Source organism: Rathayibacter sp. KR2-224 (assembly GCF_049446075.1).
Lineage (GTDB): Bacteria > Actinomycetota > Actinomycetes > Actinomycetales > Microbacteriaceae > Humibacter.
In genome coordinates this window covers 1,266,181-1,284,397 of record NZ_JBMSEB010000001.1, presented here as the reverse complement: position 1 = coordinate 1,284,397, position 18,217 = coordinate 1,266,181, and the positions used below count along the sequence as shown (strand labels likewise).

The window sequence follows — 18,217 nt, the reverse complement described above, 5'->3', positions numbered from 1 at the left end:
ACCCAAAACAATGGAGTTTTTCGATGTCGTCATCCGAACCCGATCAGACAGCATCAGTCCCAGGTGACCTAGCGACGGCCAACGAGCGGGCCGCCGAGGCGGTGGCGGGAGCACGCCGGACATCCGGACCGTCGCTTGATCTCCCACCCGTTGCTCGCTGGGGTACCGGCTATCTCGCACTGCTGTTCCTTGCGCAGTTCGTCATGTCGATCGCGCAGCTCGCGCCCAGCACCTACTCGCTCGCGGTTCGTGTGCAGGCCATGGCTCCTGCCGACAAGAACACGATGCTCGCGCTCGTGCTGACGATTCCGGCCATCGCGATCATCCTGGTCAACCCGATCGTGGGCATCCTCAGCGACCGCACGCGATCCAGACTGGGCAGACGACGGCCGTGGATGATCGGTGGGCTGATCGCCGGCCTCATCGGGCTGACGGTGATCGGCGTGGCCCCTGGGATCCCGCTGGTCATCGTCGGGTGGACGATCGGATACCTGGGGCTCACCGCAGCGTCGTCGATGGTGATCATCCACTTCGGCGACTCGCTCCCCGAGAACCAGCGAGGCAAGGTCTCAGGCATCAACGGCGCCATCGTGCAGATCGGTCCGATCGCGGGCATCCTGCTCTCCGGAGCCCTCGTGCACATGCCGTTCATGTTGTTCTTCGTGCCCGGCGCTCTCGCACTGCTCGGCAGCATCGCGTTCATCGTCCGCATGAAAGACCCATCGACGCGAGGCGCATCCTTCGAGCGGGTGAGCATCGGCGGGATCTTCGCACGCATGGTCTTCAACCCGCGCAGGCATCCCGACTTCGGATGGGTGTGGATCAGCAAAGCCGCCACGTTCGTCGCGCTCTACCTCACGTCGATCTATACCGTCTACTTCCTGGGCGAGCGACTGCACCTCAGCCAGGCCGCGGTCGCCGGGCTCATCGCGGCCTCCGGTGGAATCGGCATCCTGATGACCATGGTCGGGGCACTGGGCAGCGGGTTCCTCTCCGACAAGATCCGCAGGCGCCGTCTGCTCGTGGTGATCGCCGGTTTCGTACTCGCAGCCGGGCTTGTCATCATCGCGACAACTGCCTCTCCGGTGCAGTACATCATCGGCGGCCTCGTGTTCGCGCTTGGCACCGGAATCTTCGGCGCGGTCGATCAGGCGCTCGCGCTCGACGTGCTGCCCGACCGCATCACGCCTGGGCGATTCCTGGCCATCAACGCCCTTGCCAACGAGATTCCGAAGGCCATCGCGCCCGTGGTCGCCGGCCTCCTGGTCTTGCTCGCAGGTGGCCAGTATCAGTTCGTCTACATCGCCGCCGCCGTGCTGGCTCTGGCAGGAGGGCTGCTGGTGCTTCCCGTCAAGAGCGTTCGGTAGAAGCGTCGCCTGAGGTCGGCATCCTGCAGTAGGGGATGCCGACCTCAGTCGTGCTCGCCGGCACCGGGCTTGCGGCCCTGAAGACCGAGCCAGCGCCCGCGCAGATAGTGGGCAGCAGCCTTCGGCTTGCGGTCGCGCGTGAAGACGCCCTTCTTGTTGCCCTCGACGCGGTGGATGCCGTTGCCTGTGGCGAAGTCGGCGAAGTTCCAGACTTGCTCGCCGACGAACTGCGGAAAGCGGTCGAAGACGCGGTGGTTCATCTCGAGGTACGCGGTCTGGTACTCCTCGGTCCACGCGGCATCCCAGACCGAGTGGACGCCAGGCTGGGTGTCGGCGCCATACTCGGTCATCATGATCGGCTTGCCCGTGCGCTCGATCCACCCGGCGATGTCGCCATGCAGGTAGCGCTCGGCCGTGGCGAGATCGCCTGTGGCGATGTACCACCCGTAGTACCTGTTCAGACTGACGACGTCGAACAGGTCCACGATCCGGTCGTTCTGATACGTAGCGAACATCACGACGGCATAGGTGAGCGGGCGAGTGGGGTCCAGCTGCCTGGCGAGCGTGACGAGCGGCTGGAAGTACTCGCGCGCGCCCTCCTCGTTCGATGCTGGCTCGTTCGCGATGCACCACATCACCACGGACGGATGATTGCGGTCTCGCTCGATCAGCTCGCGCAGGTGCTGCGCGTGGGCCGCCTGCGTGTGCGCACCTGCGTACTGTTCGGAGAAGGTGGGGAAGGGCGGTGTGCCCGTCATGCCCCCGACCACGCCCATGTTCAGGCCGACCGCTGCGGTCTCGTCGATCACGACGATGCCGTGCCGGTCGGCGAATTCCAGCACCTCTTCGGCGTAGGGGTAGTGCGAGGTGCGGAACGAGTTCGCGCCCGTCCATTCCAGCAGCTGGAAGTCGTGCACGAGGTAGGCGTCGTCGTGCCCCTTGCCGCGCACTGGAGAGTCCTCGTGCTTGCCGAAGCCAGTGAAGTAGAACGCTTCCCCGTTGATGAGGAACTCGTGGCCGCGCACTTCGACGGTGCGGATGCCCACGGCCAGCGAGTAACTGTCGGTCACCTGTGTGCCCTCGGTGATCGCCGGGTCCACCAGCTCGACCGCGAGTTCGTAGAGGTAGGCGGCGCCAGGCTGCCACAGCACGGCGTCCGGAACGAGCATCCTTCCCGAACGACCGTCGGATCGCGCAACCGGCCCGCCCGAGGCATCCGTGAGCCGCACTCGCACGTCGAGGCCCTCTGGCGCGTCGACGCGGTAGTCGACGACACCGGTCGTGCCGTCGCGGTCGGTCACGACGACGATGTCGTCGATGCTCAGCCTGGGTCGGCTGTGCAGCCATACCGAGCGCGCCAGACCTGCGTAGTTGTAGAAGTCGTGGAAGTACGTCTGCCTGCGGCGCCCGTCGAGTCCCACCTCGATCTTTCCGGGGGGAATGGTCTCGTTGCTCAGCTCTCCGCTCACCGCGACCGTGAGCCGGAACTCGTCGCCAGGGCGCACGTGGTCGGTGACGTCGATGTCGAAGGGTGTGTATCCGCCGACATGTTCACCGACGAAGACGTCGTCGACGTAGACGCGTGCCGCGTGAGTCGCGGCGTCGAAACGTAGGAAGACCCGTTCGCCTGACCAGCCGCGGGGAACGCGCACCGGCCGCTGGTAGTAGACCCAACCGACGTGGTCTCTTATCTCAGGGTCGGTGAACAGATCGTTGTAGCTGGCGGGCACCGCCGCCTCGAGCCGTGTCGAGAGCCGATCCCGCCAGGGCGATTCCCCTACCTGGGTGTCGATGCCGAACAGCCAGACGCCGTCCAGATTGACCAGTTCGCGGGTCGGAGTGGGCTTCGGTTTCAGCATGGACCCTCCCAGGGCGGTTCGTCAGTTCAGGGCGTTGCGCGTGGCGACCGCGCCCAGCCAGTTCAGGCTCGGCTTCGGTGAGCGTACGAATGTCTCGCGATCCACGGCCACGAGTCCGAACGTCGGCTCCCAGTGACCCCACTCGAAGTTGTCGAGCAGGCTCCAGTGCAGGTACCCGCGCACGTCGATGCCGTCGGCCATCGCGTCGTGCAGCCCGCGGAGCGCCTCGTGCGTATAGCGGATCCGCTGCTCGTCGTCGGCCGTGGCGATGCCGTTCTCGGTGACCAGGATCGGCACGCCCCCGGTCACCTCGGCGGCATGGCGCACGGCCATGCCGAGCGAGTCTGGCCGGAACGCCGTGCCGACGAGGGTGTTGTCCGGGCGTTGCGGATGCGGCACGAGTCCGTGCTCGTCAACCTGTTGGCTCGTGTAGCACTGCACGCCGACCCAGTCGTCGTCTCTCGCGCCCTCCCAGAACAGATCCTCTTTGCCGTACCGGATCTCTTCCAGCTTCTTCTCGCCGCCCGGTGCGGCCGTCAGGGCACCGGCCGCGATCGTCCAGCCCACCTTCGCGTCGCTGTTCGCACGCACGGCGTCTCGAGCGCCGTGATGGATGTCGACGAGCACGGCTCCGATGGCGGGATCGGCGTAGGCGAGGAACTCGTTGCGAGCCCGTTGCTCGCGGTCCTGGTCGCTCACGTTCGAGTCGCCGACGGCATCCACCGTCGGGCTCTGCCAACGGTCGCCCTGCTGCGCCTGCATGCGCCGCATCGCCGTGATGATGGCGGCCTGCATGTTCGGCTCGTTCATCGTGGCGACCCACTCGACTCCGCCGAGAATGCTGCACGCCTTCGTCACGAACCGCACGAACGCATCACCGGCGTCCGGGGCCATCCAGCCCCCGGCCTGTGCGAACCACAGCGGTGTGGTGAAGTGCTGCAGCGTGACGACGGGCGTTAGGCCACGCTCGAGACAGGCCTCGATCATTCGCCGATAGTGCGCCAGCTCCGCGTTCGAGAAGCGGCCGGGTATCGGTTCGATGCGCGCCCACTCGATGCCGAAGCGGTAGGAGGTCAACCCGGCGTCGGCGAGCAGGTCGATGTCTTCCCGGTAACGGTGGTAGCTGTCGCATGCGTCGCCCGAGAGCTCCATGCCAGGCGTGACCTGCTCCTGCGCCCACCAGTCGCTGCCCAGATTGTTGCCCTCGATCTGGTGCGGCGCGGTGGCAGCACCCCAGAGAAAGCCGTCGGGAAAGCTCGTCATCGCACATCCTCGAGTCGTCTGGCCGCGCCGAAGGACTCGGTCGGCCGAAAGGAATCCGGGTGTGGCGACACTAACATGAATTTAGATACGCAATACTATTTTCGTGAGTCGACGACGACGCGTTAGGAGCGTGCCCATGCCGAGCACAGCGCCCCATCTACTGACAATCGATGCCGGCGGGGACGGGTTCCCCGTCACGGATGCCTCGCCGCGGCTCTCCTGGAGCTCACAAGTCGAAGCGGACGAGTTCGAGCTGGAGTCGGAGGTCGACGGTCTGCGGCAGCATGCGGTCAAGGCAGCGACCTCGTGCTTCGTCGCCTGGCCGTGGGGCCGGCTGCCCAGTCGTAGCAGCGTGCGCTGGCGGGTGCGTGTAGTCGGGGGCGAGTGGTCGCCGTGGCATTCCTTCGAGGTGGGCCTTCTGAACGATGACTGGAGTGCGGACTGGATCTCGCCGGTCGAAGAGCCGGCGCAGCCCGGGCACCGGCCGGCACACGTGCTCTCGACGGTGTTCCGGCTCGACGCAGCGGTCGTACGCGGTCGTCTGTACGCGACGGCGCTCGGCGTGTACGAGGCGTTCGTCAACGGGACGCGGGTCGGAACCACCGAGCTTGCACCCGGGTCGACCTCCTACGACCGCACCGTCTACGCGCAGGCCCACGACGTCGGATCGCTTCTCGTGATGGGAGCGAACCGCCTCGAGCTGGTCGTGTCAGACGGCTGGTATCGCGGGCAGGTGGGAGCATTTCGCGCTCCAGCAGACTGGGGTGACCGCCTGGCGGTGCGTGCTGAGCTTCACCTCGAGACCGCAGACGGAAGCAGCTGCGTCGTTCGAACGGGCGACGGATGGGAGTCGCGGCCGAGCGCGATCGTCCGCGCCGACCTGATGGACGGTCAGACGACCGACTTCACGGTTGGCGATGGGGAGGCGCTTGCGGCGGAGCACGCTGACGGCCCGTTCCCGTCCATCGGCTGGTCGCCCGCGCCTCCCGTGCGGGTCGTGGAGACGCGCACCGCCGAGTCGGTCACGCAACACGACGACGGCACGGTCATCGTCGACTTCGGGCAGAACGCGTCCGGATGGATCTCGCTCACGCAGCTCGGTCCCCGCGGCTCGCGCACGGTGATCGACTACGGAGAGCACCTCCGCCCTGGCGGTGACCTCGACCTCTCGCACCTCGACGCTGTAGAGCCCGGCAAGGCGCCTGTGCCTTTCATGCAGCGTGACGAGGTGGTCTCCTCTGGCCGGGTGGGGGAGCGTTTCGAGCCGCGGCATACGGTGCACGGCTTCCGCTACGCCAGGCTGCGGCGCATCGACGGCCCGCTCCGGCTGGACGCCGACGCCATCGTCATGCGCGTCGTGCACACCGACCTGCGCGCGACGAGCTCGTTCGAGTGCAGCGACCCCGACCTGAACCGGCTGCTCGAGGTGGCCGACTGGAGCTTCCGTGGCAACGCGGTCGACGTGCCTACAGACTGCCCCACCAGGGAGCGGCTGGGCTGGACGGGCGACTATCAGGTCTTCGCGCCGACGGCCGCCCGGCTCTACGACGTGCTCGGCTTCAGCCGCAAATGGCTGCAGTCCGTGCGCGACGATCAGCTCGACGACGGCCGCATCGCGAATTTCTCTCCGGATGGCCGCCGCGTGAGACACCACCTCGATTCGCGCATAGCGATGATGACGGGCTCGGCGGGCTGGGGCGACGCCATCGTCTCGGTGCCGTGGACGATGTGGACGGTCTACGGCGACAGCTCCGTGCTCGCGGAGAACTGGGATGCCATGCGCCGCTGGGTCGAATGGGCCCTGTCCGTGGCACGCACCCAACGGCATCCGTCTCGTGTCCAGCGCTCGCCGGAGCCGGCAGCCCATGAGCAGTACATCTGGGATGCCTCGTTCCACTGGGGCGAGTGGCTGGAACCGGCCCCGCGCGCGGCCGACGGAGCGCCCGTCAATCCCGTGCAGGCGGACCCGGTCGGATGGTTCACCGCCGACAAAAGCGAGGTGGCGACCGCATACCTCTATCAGTCCACGGGGCGGCTCGGCCGCATAGCTGCGCTGCTGGGTCGCGATGCTGACGCGGCACGCTACGACGAGCTCGCCTCACGAATCAAGGATGCATGGCAGCGTGAGTTCCTCGACGAGCGCGGGCGCACCCGGGCCGACACGCAAGCAGCGTACGTTCGGGCGCTGGCGTTCGGACTCGTTCCGGTCACGCTGCGGGCCGCGGCGGCGGAGCGGCTCATCGAGCTCATCCACCTGGCGGGGGACCACCTCGCGACCGGGTTCCTGTCCACTGCCGACCTGCTGCCCGTGCTCGTCGACACGGGACACGCGGATGTCGCCTATTCGGTTCTCCTGCAGCGCACGTCTCCATCGTGGCTAGGCATGCTCGATCGGGGTGCGACGACGATCTGGGAGGACTGGGACGGCGTAACCGACGACGGTAGGGCCCACGACTCGCTCAACCACTACAGCAAGGGCGCTGTCGTCAGGTTTCTCCACACGCACGTACTCGGCCTGCGGCAGACGGAGGACGACGTCGCGTGGCGGCACGTCGTGATGCAGCCGGCCATGGGCGGCGGACTCCGCTTCGCTCGTGGGCACTACGACTCGCAGCGCGGCCGCGTCGAGGCGTCATGGCGGCTGGAGGGCGACGAGTTGGAGCTCGACGTGCTGCTTCCGCCGCGCACGAGGGGCCGGATGGTCTTTCCAAGCGGCGAGTCGGTGGAGATCGGCCCCGGCCGCACCGTCGAACGACGACGGGCGGCCCCCGTGGCTTGCTAGCGCCTGCGGCGCTTCCGCCGCGTGCGAGCTGTGGGCCATCGAGCTCGAACCCTGGATCGTATACGATATTGAGCACGCGGAAGACGAGGATGTACGACTGTGATGGAGCCCGAGCGGCACGCGGCGATCGCCGACGAGCTGTTCGCCGCCCACCGGGCGAGGAGCATCCTGCCGCGACTGACCGTACGTGATCCGGGCATGACGGTCGACGATTCATATGCCGTGCAGAGCATGTGGGCCAAGCGCCGCATCGAGGCGGGACACCAGGTCGCCGGTCACAAGATCGGGCTCACCTCCAAAGCCATGCAGGCCGCTACGGGCATCACCGAGCCCGACTACGGCGTCATCTTCGACGATCAGGTCTTCCCGTCCGGCTGCACCGTCGAGTTCGACGCCTTCTCCAACGTGCGCATCGAAGTCGAACTCGCCTTCGCCCTCAGCAAACCGCTGAGCGGCGAAGGATGCTCCATCGACGACGTTCTCGACGCCACCGACTACGTCGTGCCCGCCTTGGAGATCCTCAACTCGCACCTGGAGCTCGAGGGCCGCACCATCGTCGACACCATCGCGGACAACGCGGCCCTCGGCGCCATGGTCGTGGGCGACGTGCACATGACTCCCGCAGAGGTGGACCTGCCGTGGGTGGCCGCGCTGCTGGAGCGCAACGGCGAGGTCGAGGAGACGGGCGTCGCCGCAGGCGTGCTCGGGCATCCGGCCCGCGGGGTCGCGTGGCTGGCCGGCAAGCTGGCGCGGCACGGAGGCGGCCTGGCCGCAGGCGAGCTCGTGCTCGCGGGGTCCTTCACCAGGCCAATGTGGGTGCACCGCGGCGACGAGGTGCGGGCGGTCTACCGGGGGATGGGAGAGGTGACGTGCCGGTTCGAATGACGCTTCCGCCGACGCTGCCGCAGGTGCTCGCTCAGGCCGAGCGGCCGCTGGCGGGCATGTGGGTGGTCTCGGCGAGCCCGCTCATCGCGGAGATAGCGGCGGGCAGCGGTCTCGACCTGCTGCTGATCGACGGCGAGCACTCCGCGAACTCGCTCGCGAGCATCCAGCTGCAGCTTCAGGCGGTCGCCGCCTACCCGGTGACGCCACTCGTACGCGTTCCGTTCGGCGACACCGTGCTCATCAAGCAGTACCTCGACCTGGGCGCGCAGAACCTCATCGTGCCGATGGTCGACACGGCGGTGCAGGCGGAGCAAGTCGTGCGCGCCATGCACTACCCGCCCCGTGGGGTGCGCGGCGTGGGCAGCTCCCTTGCCAGGAGCGCTCGGTGGAACCGGGTCGACCGCTATCTGGCTCACGCGCCAGAGCACGTCTCGCTGACCGTGCAGATCGAGTCGGTGTCGGCCGTGGAGAACGTGGAGTCGATCGCCGCCGTCGAGGGTGTCGACGCACTGTTCGTCGGCCCGGCCGACCTCTCCGCTTCGATGGGCCTGCTCGGCCAGCAGACGCACGCTGACATCGTCTCCGCTGTCGAGCACGTCATCGCCGTCGGATCGCACACCGGGCGTCCGGTCGGCGTCAACGCGTTCGACCTCGACATGGCGCAGCACTACCTGGATGCCGGTGCGCGCTTCGTGTTGGTCGCCGCCGACGTCACGATGCTGGCGCGTGGATCGGAGGCGCTCGCCGACCGGTTCTGCGTTGAGCCGCTGCCGGGAGCCGAGGAGCGATGATCGCCCAAACTCCTCCAGAGCGTGATCGTCCGGCGGGCGTCGAGCCTCTGCCTGCCGAGTTGCGTGCGACGCTCGACGGGGTGGCCACGGCCACGCTGAGTGCTGTGCTGCGCGCCCGCGGATACCCGGATGTCTTCATCGAGGGCGCGCGCCCGCTGCGGTCGGGCGTTCACCTGGTCGGCGTGGCGCGCACGCTGCGGTTCATCGCCTTCCGGCCCGATCTCTTCGCCGAGCACGGCGGGGGCTACAACGCGCAGAAGCGCGTGTTCGACACGGTCGAAGCCGGCGAGGTGATCGTCATCGAGGCGCGAGGCGAACGCGGAACCGGAACGGTGGGCGACGTGCTCGCGCTGAGGGCGCAGACGCGCGGCGCCGCGGGCATCGTCACCGACGGCGGCGTGCGCGACGCCGAGCAAGTATCGTCGTTCGACATCCCCACCTTCGCCGTCGGTGCACACCCATCGGTGCTCGGGCGCAGGCACGTGCCGTGGGAATCGGATGTCGTCGTCACGTGCGGGGGAGCGGCGGTGCGCCCTGGTGACGTGATCGTGGGCGACGGGGACGGCGTGATCGTGGTTCCGCGGCAGCTCGCGCAGGAGGTGGCGGCGCAGGCTGCCGAACAAGAGAAGCGGGATGCGTGGATCGCCGACCGCGTCGCCGAGGGTGAGAGCATCGACGGGCTCTTCCCGATGAACGAGCGGTGGCTCGCTCGATACGAGAGCGACCAGCGCGAGTAGCTCGGCCCGGCCGCAGCTCGGCGGCGGGCGAAGTAGCTTGCTGGTACCGGAGGAGGAGAGTGCCATGAATCGGTTGACCCGTCTGCTCGGCATCGAGCAGCCCATCGTGCTTGCGCCGTTCGGCGGCATGTCGTCCGTCGAACTCACGGCGCGCGTGAGCGAGCTCGGCGGCCTGGGTTCGTACGGGCTCTACGGATACGACGCTGATCGCATCCGGCGCACGGCCGACGAGTTATGTGAGGCGACCGAGCGCCCGTTCGCGTTGAACCTCTGGCTGCCAACAGGCACCGAACGCGAGCCGGAGGCCGAGGAGTTCGCGCGTGCCGCCGAGGCGATGAGGCCGCTGTTCGAGGAGGTCGGGCTCGAGCTTCCCGCCCGGCCCGAAAGCTATCTGCCGCCCTTCCAGGAACAGTTGCAGGCCGCACTCGATGCGCGCCCCGCCGCCCTGAGCTTCGTGTTCGGCGTTCCCTCCGAAGACGTGGTCGAGGCGGCGCATGAGCGCGGCATCGCCGTGATCGGCTCGGCCACCACGGTGGATGAGGCAGCTGCGCTTCAAACGGGTGGCGTCGATGCCGTGGTCGCGACGGGCGCCGAGGCCGCGGGACACAAGGTGTCGTTCCTCGATGCCGCGGAGCGTTCGCTGGTGGGACTGTTCGCGCTGATTCCGCAGGTGCGGGACGTCGTCGACCTTCCGGTGATCGCCGCCGGCGGCATCGCGGACCGGCGAGGAGTTGCTGCGGCATTCGCGCTGGGAGCCGAGGGCGTGCAGGTGGGAACATCCTTCCTTCGCACGAGGGAGTCCGCGGCGAGCGACGCGCATCGTGCGGCGATGGAAGAGACGCCGGCGCACGCATCCGTGTTGACGAGGGCGATGAGCGCCAGGCTTGCCCGCGGCGCCAGGAATCGTGCGGTGAGCACGATCGAGGCGGCGGATGCCATCGCGCCGTTCCCCGCCCAGAACTGGCTCACCGGGCGGTTCCGCGCTGCCGCAGGGCAGCAGGGCAACGGCGAACTGCAGTCGCTGTGGCTTGGGCAGGCCAGCCGTCTTGCGACCAGAGACACGGCCGACGCTGTCTTCGCTGAGCTGTCGGCGGGGCTGCCAAGCGATTGAGCCGGCGCGGCCGGCCGCTTGGTCGGATCAGGACGCCGAGGCGGATTGCACGGCGCCGACGGAGGGGCGCTGCGCAGAGGCATCCTTGACGCGCACGCGTCCGCGCCACAGCCGCACGATCGCCCATGCGAACAGCACGCACAGCGCGAGGTTGCGTGCTGCGAGAAGTGTCAGAGCGATGGGGGCTCCCTGGATGACGAGCGGGTAGATCCACGGGTAGAACGCCTGAGTGAGCGCTGCGACGCCGAGGGCGACGAGTGCGGGGAATCGGAACCGTCTGGGCTGACGTACGAGGCCGTAGACGACGGGTGCGGCAAGCCACGTGATGTACTGCGGCGAGAGCACCTTGTCGAACAGCATGAGCGCGATCACCATCGCGAGCATGAGCGCGGGCAGCGCCTTGTCGTCGTGCCGCATGGCGGCCAGCAGGCCGAGCGCGAACACGGTGACCAGGGCGATGACGAGCAGGGGTGTCATGAGCTGCACAGCTATCGCGCTTCCTGGCCCGGCCACCTCGTACGTCTTGAGCGCTCGGCTGTAGAAGACATGCGACGGACGCACGTGCAGAGCCGCCAGCCACAGCCATCCGGTCGCAACGGGCGATTCGATCTGGAGGCCCCGCGCGTCCTGCGTTCCGATGAAGCTGAACAGGTAGCGCCCGGCACCGAGCGACAACGGCACGATGACGATGGCGCAACTGGTGATCAGGGCGATCGCGACGGTGCGGAGCCGGTGCCGCGCATCCAGAAGCAGCGACGTCAGGAGGGCGACGGGCCACACCTTGATCCAGGTGGCGATCGTGAGCAGTGCGACCGCGACGCGCGGCCTCGTGCTCAGCCACACCAGCGCGATGATCGCGATGGGCACAGAGACGCTGTCCAGACGCACCAGCGCGATGGGCCCGAGCAGCAACATGAACGCCAGCCACCACCATGCGGCCGTCCAGCGGCGTCGGATGTTCCGCCTCGTCAGCACCGCGATCGCGGCGGCGTCGAGAGCCGTCACCATGGCCACCCAGGCAATGCCGTAGCCGTGCACCCCGAACAGCATGGGTGCAAGCAGGGGCACGAGCGCCGCAATGGGGTAGACCCACGGTAGGTCGATGCCGACGAGCGGGTGGCCCGTGAACGCATGGTGCGCCCACGGAAGGTAGACGCTGCGGACGTCGCCGAGGTAGTAGCCGCGGAACGACAGCACCATCGCGGCCAACACGACGTGCACGAACGCGAACGCGAGCCACAGCCAGAGGCGAGACGCACGGGCGCCGGCGATCCAGGCGCGCATCCGTTCCGCCCTGCCCCGATCGTCCGATACCGATGCGATGGTGAGCACCCCCATGTCTACGGAGGTTAGGCACCGCGGGTAACGGCATCCTGCATGTCTCGAGTCGTGACGACGGCTGGTGACGGACCAGGCGTGAGGCGCCGCCGTCGTTCCCCGCTGGAACCGGCGGAACGGCGCGCCAGCGCGTCGTCGTCGGCGCCTGTGAGGGTCTTCACGTCCGCCCGGCGAGTGTCTGGATGCCCGAGACCACTCCTCAGGACGCCCGCCCGTTGCGTAGCGTAGGCACATGCGCAAGGAGATCCGGTGGGCGCCGTACTCGGTCTGATCGCGGCCCTGGCATATGGCGCGTCCGACTTCGTCGCCGGCATAGCCAGTCGTCGTATGCCGGTGATGCTCGTCACCGCTGCGACGCTCCTCACCGAGCTGGTGTTCGCGCTGCTCGTTCTCGTGTTCGTTCACGGCGACACGCCTGGACCGCAAGTGCTGTTCTGGGGCGCCCTCAGCGGCGTCGGCAGTGCGCTTGGCACACTGGCGCTCTATCAGGGCTTCGCCGTCGGGTCGATGAGCATCGTCGCCACCGTGTCTGGTGTGCTCACCGTCGTCATCCCCGCCGTCGTCGGCGTCGCGATCGGCAACCGTCTGACGTGGGTCGGACTCGGCGGGGTGATCGCCGCGGTGCTCGCCGTCGCGCTGGTGTCGTGGACTGGCGCGCGAACGCTCGGCTCGAGCGGGGCGCGGTCGGGCGGCGCGATCTACGGCGCGCTCGCCGGCGCGTCGTTCGCGCTGCTGTTCATCGCGTTGGAGCGGGCGGGCGGGTCCTCGGGTGTGTGGCCTGTCGCGACCGGCCAACTGGTGGCGTGCCTTGGAATCGTGCCGTTCGTCTTCGCGACCGCTCGCTCAGGAGGGATGTCTGCGCGCGGCATCCCGCTGCTGCCGGCGCTGCGCCTGCCCGTCGTCGCGGGGCTGCTCGGCGGACTCGCCGCGTTCAGCTATCTCGCCGCCACGGGATTCGGCGAGCTCGTCATCATCGCCGTCCTGACCTCGATGTACCCGGCGGTGACCGTGCTTCTCGCGCGGTTGTTGCTGCGCGAGCGATGGAACTGGCCGCAACGCGTAGGCCTGGTGCTGTCGGCGGCCTCCGTCGTGGTCATCGCGCTCGCCTGAATGTGCTCGATCGACGGGGGCGTTCTCGAGCGGCGGGGCATTCTCGATCGACGTGGGCGTGATCCATCCGCTTTGAGGGCGGTCGAGCGACGCGGGCAACGGCCGCGCCCTAGGCTCGAATCATGGCCGAGCAACGATTCGCCGCTTCCGTCTACGCATCACGGCTGGGCCGTGCCTCAGCGCTCGTCGCCGAGGCGGGGCTCGATGCCGTGATCGTCACGCCAGGGTCCGATCTGCAGTACCTCGTCGGCTCACGCGCGAGCACGTTCGAGCGGCTCACGGCGCTCGTCGTGCCGGCGCACGAAGAGCCTTACGTCGTCGCACCGCGCATGGAGTTGGCCGGGCTGCGCGCGTCTGCCCTGTCCGAGCTAGACCTCGAGGTGCGCGAATGGGTCGACGGCGAGGATCCGTACGCCCTCGCTCTGCGCGGCCTCGGCGTGGTGCGGCGTCTCGGGGTAAGCGAGGCGACCCCGGCTCTCCACACCGTGCCGTTGGGAGTCGTCGCGGATGCCTCGCCCGAGCTCGCGACACCCGTCCTGCGGCGACTGCGCATGGTCAAGGACGCCATCGAGCTCGCGGCATTGCGCGAGGCTGGCGCGGCCATCGACCGCGTGCACGCCCGCATGGGGGAGTGGCTGCTGCCGGGACGCACCGAGCGTGAGGTGGCTGCCGACATCGCCGCGGCCATCGTCGCGGAGGGCCATGCGGCCGCCGACTTCGTGATCGTCGGGTCGGGGCCGAACGGAGCCGACCCGCACCACGAGGTGTCCGACCGCGTGATCGGCGAGGGCGAGACCGTGGTCGTCGACATCGGCGGGCCGGTGGAATCGGGCTACAACTCCGACAGCACGCGAACGTATGCAACGGGCGAGGTTACTGCGGGCATCCGGGATGCCTACTCAGCCCTCGAGCGCGCCCAGCAGGCTGCCGTCGACGCCGTGCGCCCCGGCGCGACGGCCGAGAGCGTGGATGCCGCCGCACGCGCAGTACTGCAGGATGCCGGCATCGCCGACCGGTTCATTCACCGAACGGGGCACGGGATCGGGCTTTCCGTGCACGAGGAGCCGTACATCGTCGCGGGCAACGAACTCCTGCTGGAGCCCGGAATGGCATTCAGCGTCGAACCGGGCGTCTACTTCCCAGGGGAATGGGGTGCGCGCATCGAAGACATCGTCGTGGTCACCGATGACGGCGTCGAGCCGCTGAACGTGCGGCCGCACGGGCTCGAGGTGCTCTGAGCGGTTGCCGTCAGCGGCATCTAACGTGGCAGCATGACCGAGACCAACTTGTTCGAGGATGCCCGCTGGCCACGAGCAGGACGGTGGCCGTCCGCCGACGCGCTCGGGGCATCCGAGCCGGTCGACGTCGGCATCATCGGGGTTCCCACCTGGCGCACCTCGTTGTCGGCCACGGGCGCGCACGCCACGCCGGCCGCGGTGCGCAGCGCGATCCAGCGCTACGGAACGTTCGCGGCGGATGCGCCATGGCCGTCCGTTGCGGACTTCGGCGATGTTGCCGAACCTGACGGCGACGGCGAGGCGGACGCGACCGATGCCGTGCGCCGGGCATCCGCCCGCAGCTCGCTCGTGATCGCACTTGGCGGCGACAACGCGTTGACGTACAGCGTCGCGCTCGGCGCCTGGAGCAGCGGCGCAGAGAACCTGGTCGCCGACGCCGGACTCATCACCATCGACGCTCACCACGATTTGCGTGACGGTGTTTCGAACGGGTCCCCGGTGCGTCGGCTCCTCGAGGCAGGGCTCGACGGTCACCGAGCGGTTCAGCTCGGCATCGCGGACTTCGCGAACTCGGAGTTCTACGACACGAGGGCGCGCGATGCGGGCATCCGGATCGTGAGACGCGACGAGTTCGAGGAGCGGCCCATCGAAGCGATCGTGACCGACGCGCTCGAGACGGCCGGGGCATCCGGGGGTCCCATCCACGTGGATGTGGACGTGGATGCCTGCGACCGCTCGGTAGCGCCCGCCTGTCCTGCATCGATTCCCGGCGGTCTGTCCGCGTATCAGTTGAGACGCACGGTGCGACTCCTCGCGCGCGATCCGCGCGTGACGTCCCTCGACATCGCGGAGGTCGACGCCACAAGGGATGCCGCCGACGGCCGCACCGTGCGGCTTGCGGCACTCGTGGTGCTGGAGGCGATCGCGGGCTACGCCGCCCGCTCCGGGGCTTGAACGGCGCAACTTTGCGTCGTTCACCCGTACCGAGGGTTGAGTAGCCCGCTGTGGCGGGCGTATCGAAACCCGGCTGGGTTCCCGTGGTTTCGATACGCGTCGCTGCGCGGCGCTACTCAACCTGCGGTGGTGCCCTGGGAACGCGGCGGGCTCGCAGCCCCTCCGCCGATGCGTCTGCCGAGCTCCGCGGCAGCGCGGGCGATGCGGGCGGCCGTGGCGTTCAGGTCGATGTCGCGATCCGCGGGGAAAGTGACCGCAACCGAGGCAGCTGGCCAGCCGACGTGGTCCGGGACCGCGACCGCGACCGAGCGCAGGCCCTCCGTCACCGATGAGTCCTCCAGGGCGTAGCCGCGCTCGCGGATCGCCCGAAGCTCCGAGCTGAGATCTCGGTAGGTGGCGATTCCCGTGCCGGTGCGCGTGGTGAACGACCCGCGATCCGGGTAAAGCGCTCGCACCTGCGCGGCGGGCAGGTCGGCGAGCATCGCCAACCCCGAAGCAGTGAGGTGGGCGGGAAGCCGCACGCCGACATCCGTCACGAGGTATGGGCCGTGCGGGGCCCGCTCCTCGGCGAGGTAGACCACATCACGGCCGAGCAGCACCGTGAGGTGTCCGCTGAGCCCGGTCTCGTCGACGAGGCGGGCGAGCACGGGGGCGCCGACCCGGGTGAGCGGTTGCTGCCTGTTGAATCCGCTGGAGAGCTCGAACGCGGCGACTCCGAGCCCGTACTTCTTCAGCTCCGGGATCGGGATCACAAACCCGTGCTCGCTCAGCGTGGCCAGCAACTGGTAGACCGTGGAGCGCGGCAGCGACAGGGTACGGGCTATGGTCGCAGCGGCGACGGGTCCGCGCTGTTCGCTCATGAGCCGCAGGATGCGCAACGTCGCGTCTGCGGCCGGTGCCTTGCCGGGCATTCCGCCATCGTACGCCGTTCGAGCTGCCCTCGTCCGGTATACCGGACGCTTGCAGTCTCATCTGGCGGCGCGGTTCAGCCGTGGCGGCGTGCAATGGAAGCATGAGCACGACAGCATCCGAGAGCGCGTCGCCCGCGCGGACCGCATCGGTCGACACGCCGATCCACCGGGCAGACGCGCGGCACGTGCCGGCCGAAGTCGTGGTCGGCGTCGGCCCGCTGTCCATCTCCGAGGTCGTCGCCGTCGCGCGTCACGACGCTCGCGTCGTGCTCGACCCGGATGCCGTCGCAGCCGTAGCCGAGACTCGTCGCGTGATCGACGCGCTCGCCGACGATCCGGAGCCGCACTACGGCATCTCCACCGGCTTCGGTGCGCTGGCCACGACGTACATCGAACGCGCCGACCGGGATCAACTGCAGCTGAGCCTCATCCGCTCGCATTCGGCCGGCTCCGGCCCAGAGGTGGAACGCGAGGTGGTGCGCGCCCTCATGCTGCTGCGTCTCAGCACGCTCATGACCGGGCGCACGGGCGCGCGCGACTCGACGGTGCGGGCGTACGCCGACGTGCTCAACGCGGGCATCACACCGGTCGTCCGCGAGTACGGCTCGCTCGGTTGCTCTGGAGACCTCGCCCCGCTCGCCCACTGCGCACTCGCGCTCATCGGCGAGGGAGAGGTTCGCAACGCGGCCGGGCACGTCGTGCCTGCGGCGCTGGCGCTGGCCGAGGCGGGCATCCGCCCGATCGTGCTCGCCGAGAAGGAGGGCCTCGCGCTCATCAACGGCACCGACGGGATGCTCGGAATGCTGGCGCTCGCCATCACCGACCTCGAGGCGCTGTACAAAGTCGCCGACCTCACAGCGGCCATGAGCGTCGAGGCGCTGCTCGGAACGGATGCCGTGTTCGCCGCCGACCTGCATGCCTTGCGCCCGCAGGCCGGCCAGGCCGACTCGGCGGCGAACCTGCGAGCCCTTCTCGCGGACTCGCCCATCGTGAAGAGCCACGCCGGCCCGGAGGATCCCACGGTGCAAGACGCCTACTCGCTGCGCTGCAGCCCGCAGGTGGCGGGAGCCGGACGCGACACCATCGCCCACGCTCGTGCCGTGGCCGACCGGGAGCTGGCATCCGCCGTGGACAATCCCGTGGTCACGCTCGACGGCCGCGTGGTGTCCAATGGAAACTTCCACGGGGCACCCGTCGCGTATGTGCTCGACTTTCTCGCGATCGCGGTTGCGGATGCCGCGAGCATCGCAGAGCGCCGCATCGATCGGCACCTGGACGTGTCGCGCAACAAGGGTCTGCCCGCGTTCCTCGCCGACCGGGCAGGTGTGGATTCCGGGCTCATGATCGCGCAGTACACCGCAGCGGGAATCGTGAGCGAGCTGAAGCGCCTGGCGGCGCCGGCATCCGTCGATTCGATCCCGTCCAGCGCCATGCAGGAGGACCACGTCTCGATGGGATGGGCCGCCGCCCGCAAGTTGCGCAGAGCGGTCGACGGACTCACACGCGTGCTGGCCATCGAGCTCATGACCGCCGCCCGCTCGCTCGACCTGCGAGCGCCACTGCGGCCGGGTCCTGCGACATCCGCTGCGCGAGATGCCCTGCGTGTGCACGTGGCGGGCCCCGGACCTGATCGGATGCTCTCCGCCGAGATCGAGGCTGCCGTCGCGCTCGTCTCGGGCGGTGAGGTGATCGAAGCGGTCGAGCGTGTCACCGGGCCGTTGCGCTGATGCCCTGCCCCACGGCCGGCGACGCCGCACACCACGGCCGCGAGAACAGCAGAGATCGCGCTCTCGGCTCGAGAACAGCTGGATTCCAGCTGTTCTCAGGCACACCTCCTGTTTTCAGTCTCGCTGACAGCGAACCAGTCCCCA

At 68.7% G+C, this 18,217-nt stretch carries 13 protein-coding genes and 1 pseudogene; 10 read left to right on the top strand and 4 right to left on the bottom strand.

What is annotated here, in order from left to right:
• The first annotated feature begins 23 nt into the window (after positions 1 to 23).
• Positions 24 to 1,367, top strand: a complete 1,344-nt coding sequence (locus ACO2Q7_RS05935; protein ID WP_423354688.1) for an MFS transporter — start codon at positions 24 to 26, stop codon at positions 1,365 to 1,367.
• A 44-nt stretch (positions 1,368 to 1,411) separates the two neighbouring features.
• On the opposite strand, the gene uidA is transcribed toward ACO2Q7_RS05935, so the two are convergent.
• Positions 1,412 to 3,226 carry a beta-glucuronidase gene (gene uidA, locus ACO2Q7_RS05930; protein ID WP_423354687.1) on the bottom strand — a complete coding sequence of 605 codons (1,815 nt, stop codon included), beginning with the start codon at positions 3,224 to 3,226 and terminating at the stop codon, positions 1,412 to 1,414.
• Between the two features lie 21 nt (positions 3,227 to 3,247).
• A complete protein-coding gene (locus ACO2Q7_RS05925; RefSeq protein ID WP_423354686.1) occupies positions 3,248 to 4,489 on the bottom strand; it encodes a glycoside hydrolase family 1 protein in 1,242 nt (413 codons plus the stop codon).
• Between the two features lie 136 nt (positions 4,490 to 4,625).
• On the opposite strand from ACO2Q7_RS05925, the gene ACO2Q7_RS05920 reads away from it, so the two are divergent.
• The 5 genes and pseudogenes from ACO2Q7_RS05920 (at position 4,626) to ACO2Q7_RS05900 (ending at position 10,795) form a co-directional block, all read left to right on the top strand.
• On the top strand, positions 4,626 to 7,271 hold the full coding sequence (locus ACO2Q7_RS05920) for a family 78 glycoside hydrolase catalytic domain (protein WP_423354685.1): 2,646 nt from the start codon (positions 4,626 to 4,628) through the stop codon (positions 7,269 to 7,271).
• A gap of 99 nt (positions 7,272 to 7,370) precedes the next feature.
• Positions 7,371 to 8,156, top strand: a complete 786-nt coding sequence (locus tag ACO2Q7_RS05915) for a 2-keto-4-pentenoate hydratase (protein WP_423354684.1) — start codon at positions 7,371 to 7,373, stop codon at positions 8,154 to 8,156.
• Positions 8,153 to 8,947, top strand: coding sequence for an HpcH/HpaI aldolase family protein (locus ACO2Q7_RS05910; protein ID WP_423354683.1), 795 nt, complete (start codon positions 8,153 to 8,155; stop codon positions 8,945 to 8,947). Before ACO2Q7_RS05915 ends, ACO2Q7_RS05910 begins: the two co-directional genes overlap by 4 nt.
• Before the next feature lie 29 nt (positions 8,948 to 8,976).
• A pseudogene (locus ACO2Q7_RS05905) lies at positions 8,977 to 9,684 on the top strand (hypothetical protein); the annotation flags it as partial.
• Positions 9,685 to 9,748: 64 nt separating this feature from the next.
• Entirely contained in the window at positions 9,749 to 10,795 is a 1,047-nt protein-coding gene (locus tag ACO2Q7_RS05900) for an NAD(P)H-dependent flavin oxidoreductase (RefSeq protein ID WP_423354682.1), read from the top strand.
• 27 nt (positions 10,796 to 10,822) lie between these two features.
• Here ACO2Q7_RS05900 and ACO2Q7_RS05895 read toward each other — a convergent pair whose 3' ends face one another.
• Positions 10,823 to 12,133, bottom strand: a complete 1,311-nt coding sequence (locus tag ACO2Q7_RS05895; RefSeq protein WP_423354681.1) for a hypothetical protein — start codon at positions 12,131 to 12,133, stop codon at positions 10,823 to 10,825.
• A gap of 249 nt (positions 12,134 to 12,382) precedes the next feature.
• Between ACO2Q7_RS05895 and ACO2Q7_RS05890 the strand changes: the two genes are divergently transcribed.
• The 3 genes from ACO2Q7_RS05890 to ACO2Q7_RS05880 all read left to right on the top strand — a co-directional run bounded on the left by ACO2Q7_RS05890 (position 12,383) and on the right by ACO2Q7_RS05880 (position 15,435).
• On the top strand, positions 12,383 to 13,243 hold the full coding sequence (locus ACO2Q7_RS05890) for an EamA family transporter (protein ID WP_423354680.1): 861 nt from the start codon (positions 12,383 to 12,385) through the stop codon (positions 13,241 to 13,243).
• A gap of 122 nt (positions 13,244 to 13,365) precedes the next feature.
• The gene (locus ACO2Q7_RS05885; protein WP_423354679.1) at positions 13,366 to 14,481 is read left to right on the top strand and encodes a M24 family metallopeptidase; all 1,116 of its coding nucleotides are present in this window, start codon (positions 13,366 to 13,368) and stop codon (positions 14,479 to 14,481) included.
• A gap of 33 nt (positions 14,482 to 14,514) precedes the next feature.
• On the top strand, positions 14,515 to 15,435 hold the full coding sequence (locus ACO2Q7_RS05880; protein ID WP_423354678.1) for an arginase family protein: 921 nt from the start codon (positions 14,515 to 14,517) through the stop codon (positions 15,433 to 15,435).
• A 116-nt stretch (positions 15,436 to 15,551) separates the two neighbouring features.
• Here the strand turns inward: ACO2Q7_RS05880 and ACO2Q7_RS05875 are convergent, their stop codons facing one another.
• Positions 15,552 to 16,346, bottom strand: coding sequence for an IclR family transcriptional regulator (locus ACO2Q7_RS05875; protein WP_423354677.1), 795 nt, complete (start codon positions 16,344 to 16,346; stop codon positions 15,552 to 15,554).
• A gap of 101 nt (positions 16,347 to 16,447) precedes the next feature.
• On the opposite strand from ACO2Q7_RS05875, the gene hutH reads away from it, so the two are divergent.
• Positions 16,448 to 18,073: a histidine ammonia-lyase gene (gene hutH / locus ACO2Q7_RS05870; protein WP_423354676.1), complete on the top strand. Its 1,626-nt coding sequence runs from the start codon at positions 16,448 to 16,450 to the stop codon at positions 18,071 to 18,073.
• Positions 18,074 to 18,217: the final 144 nt, after the last annotated feature.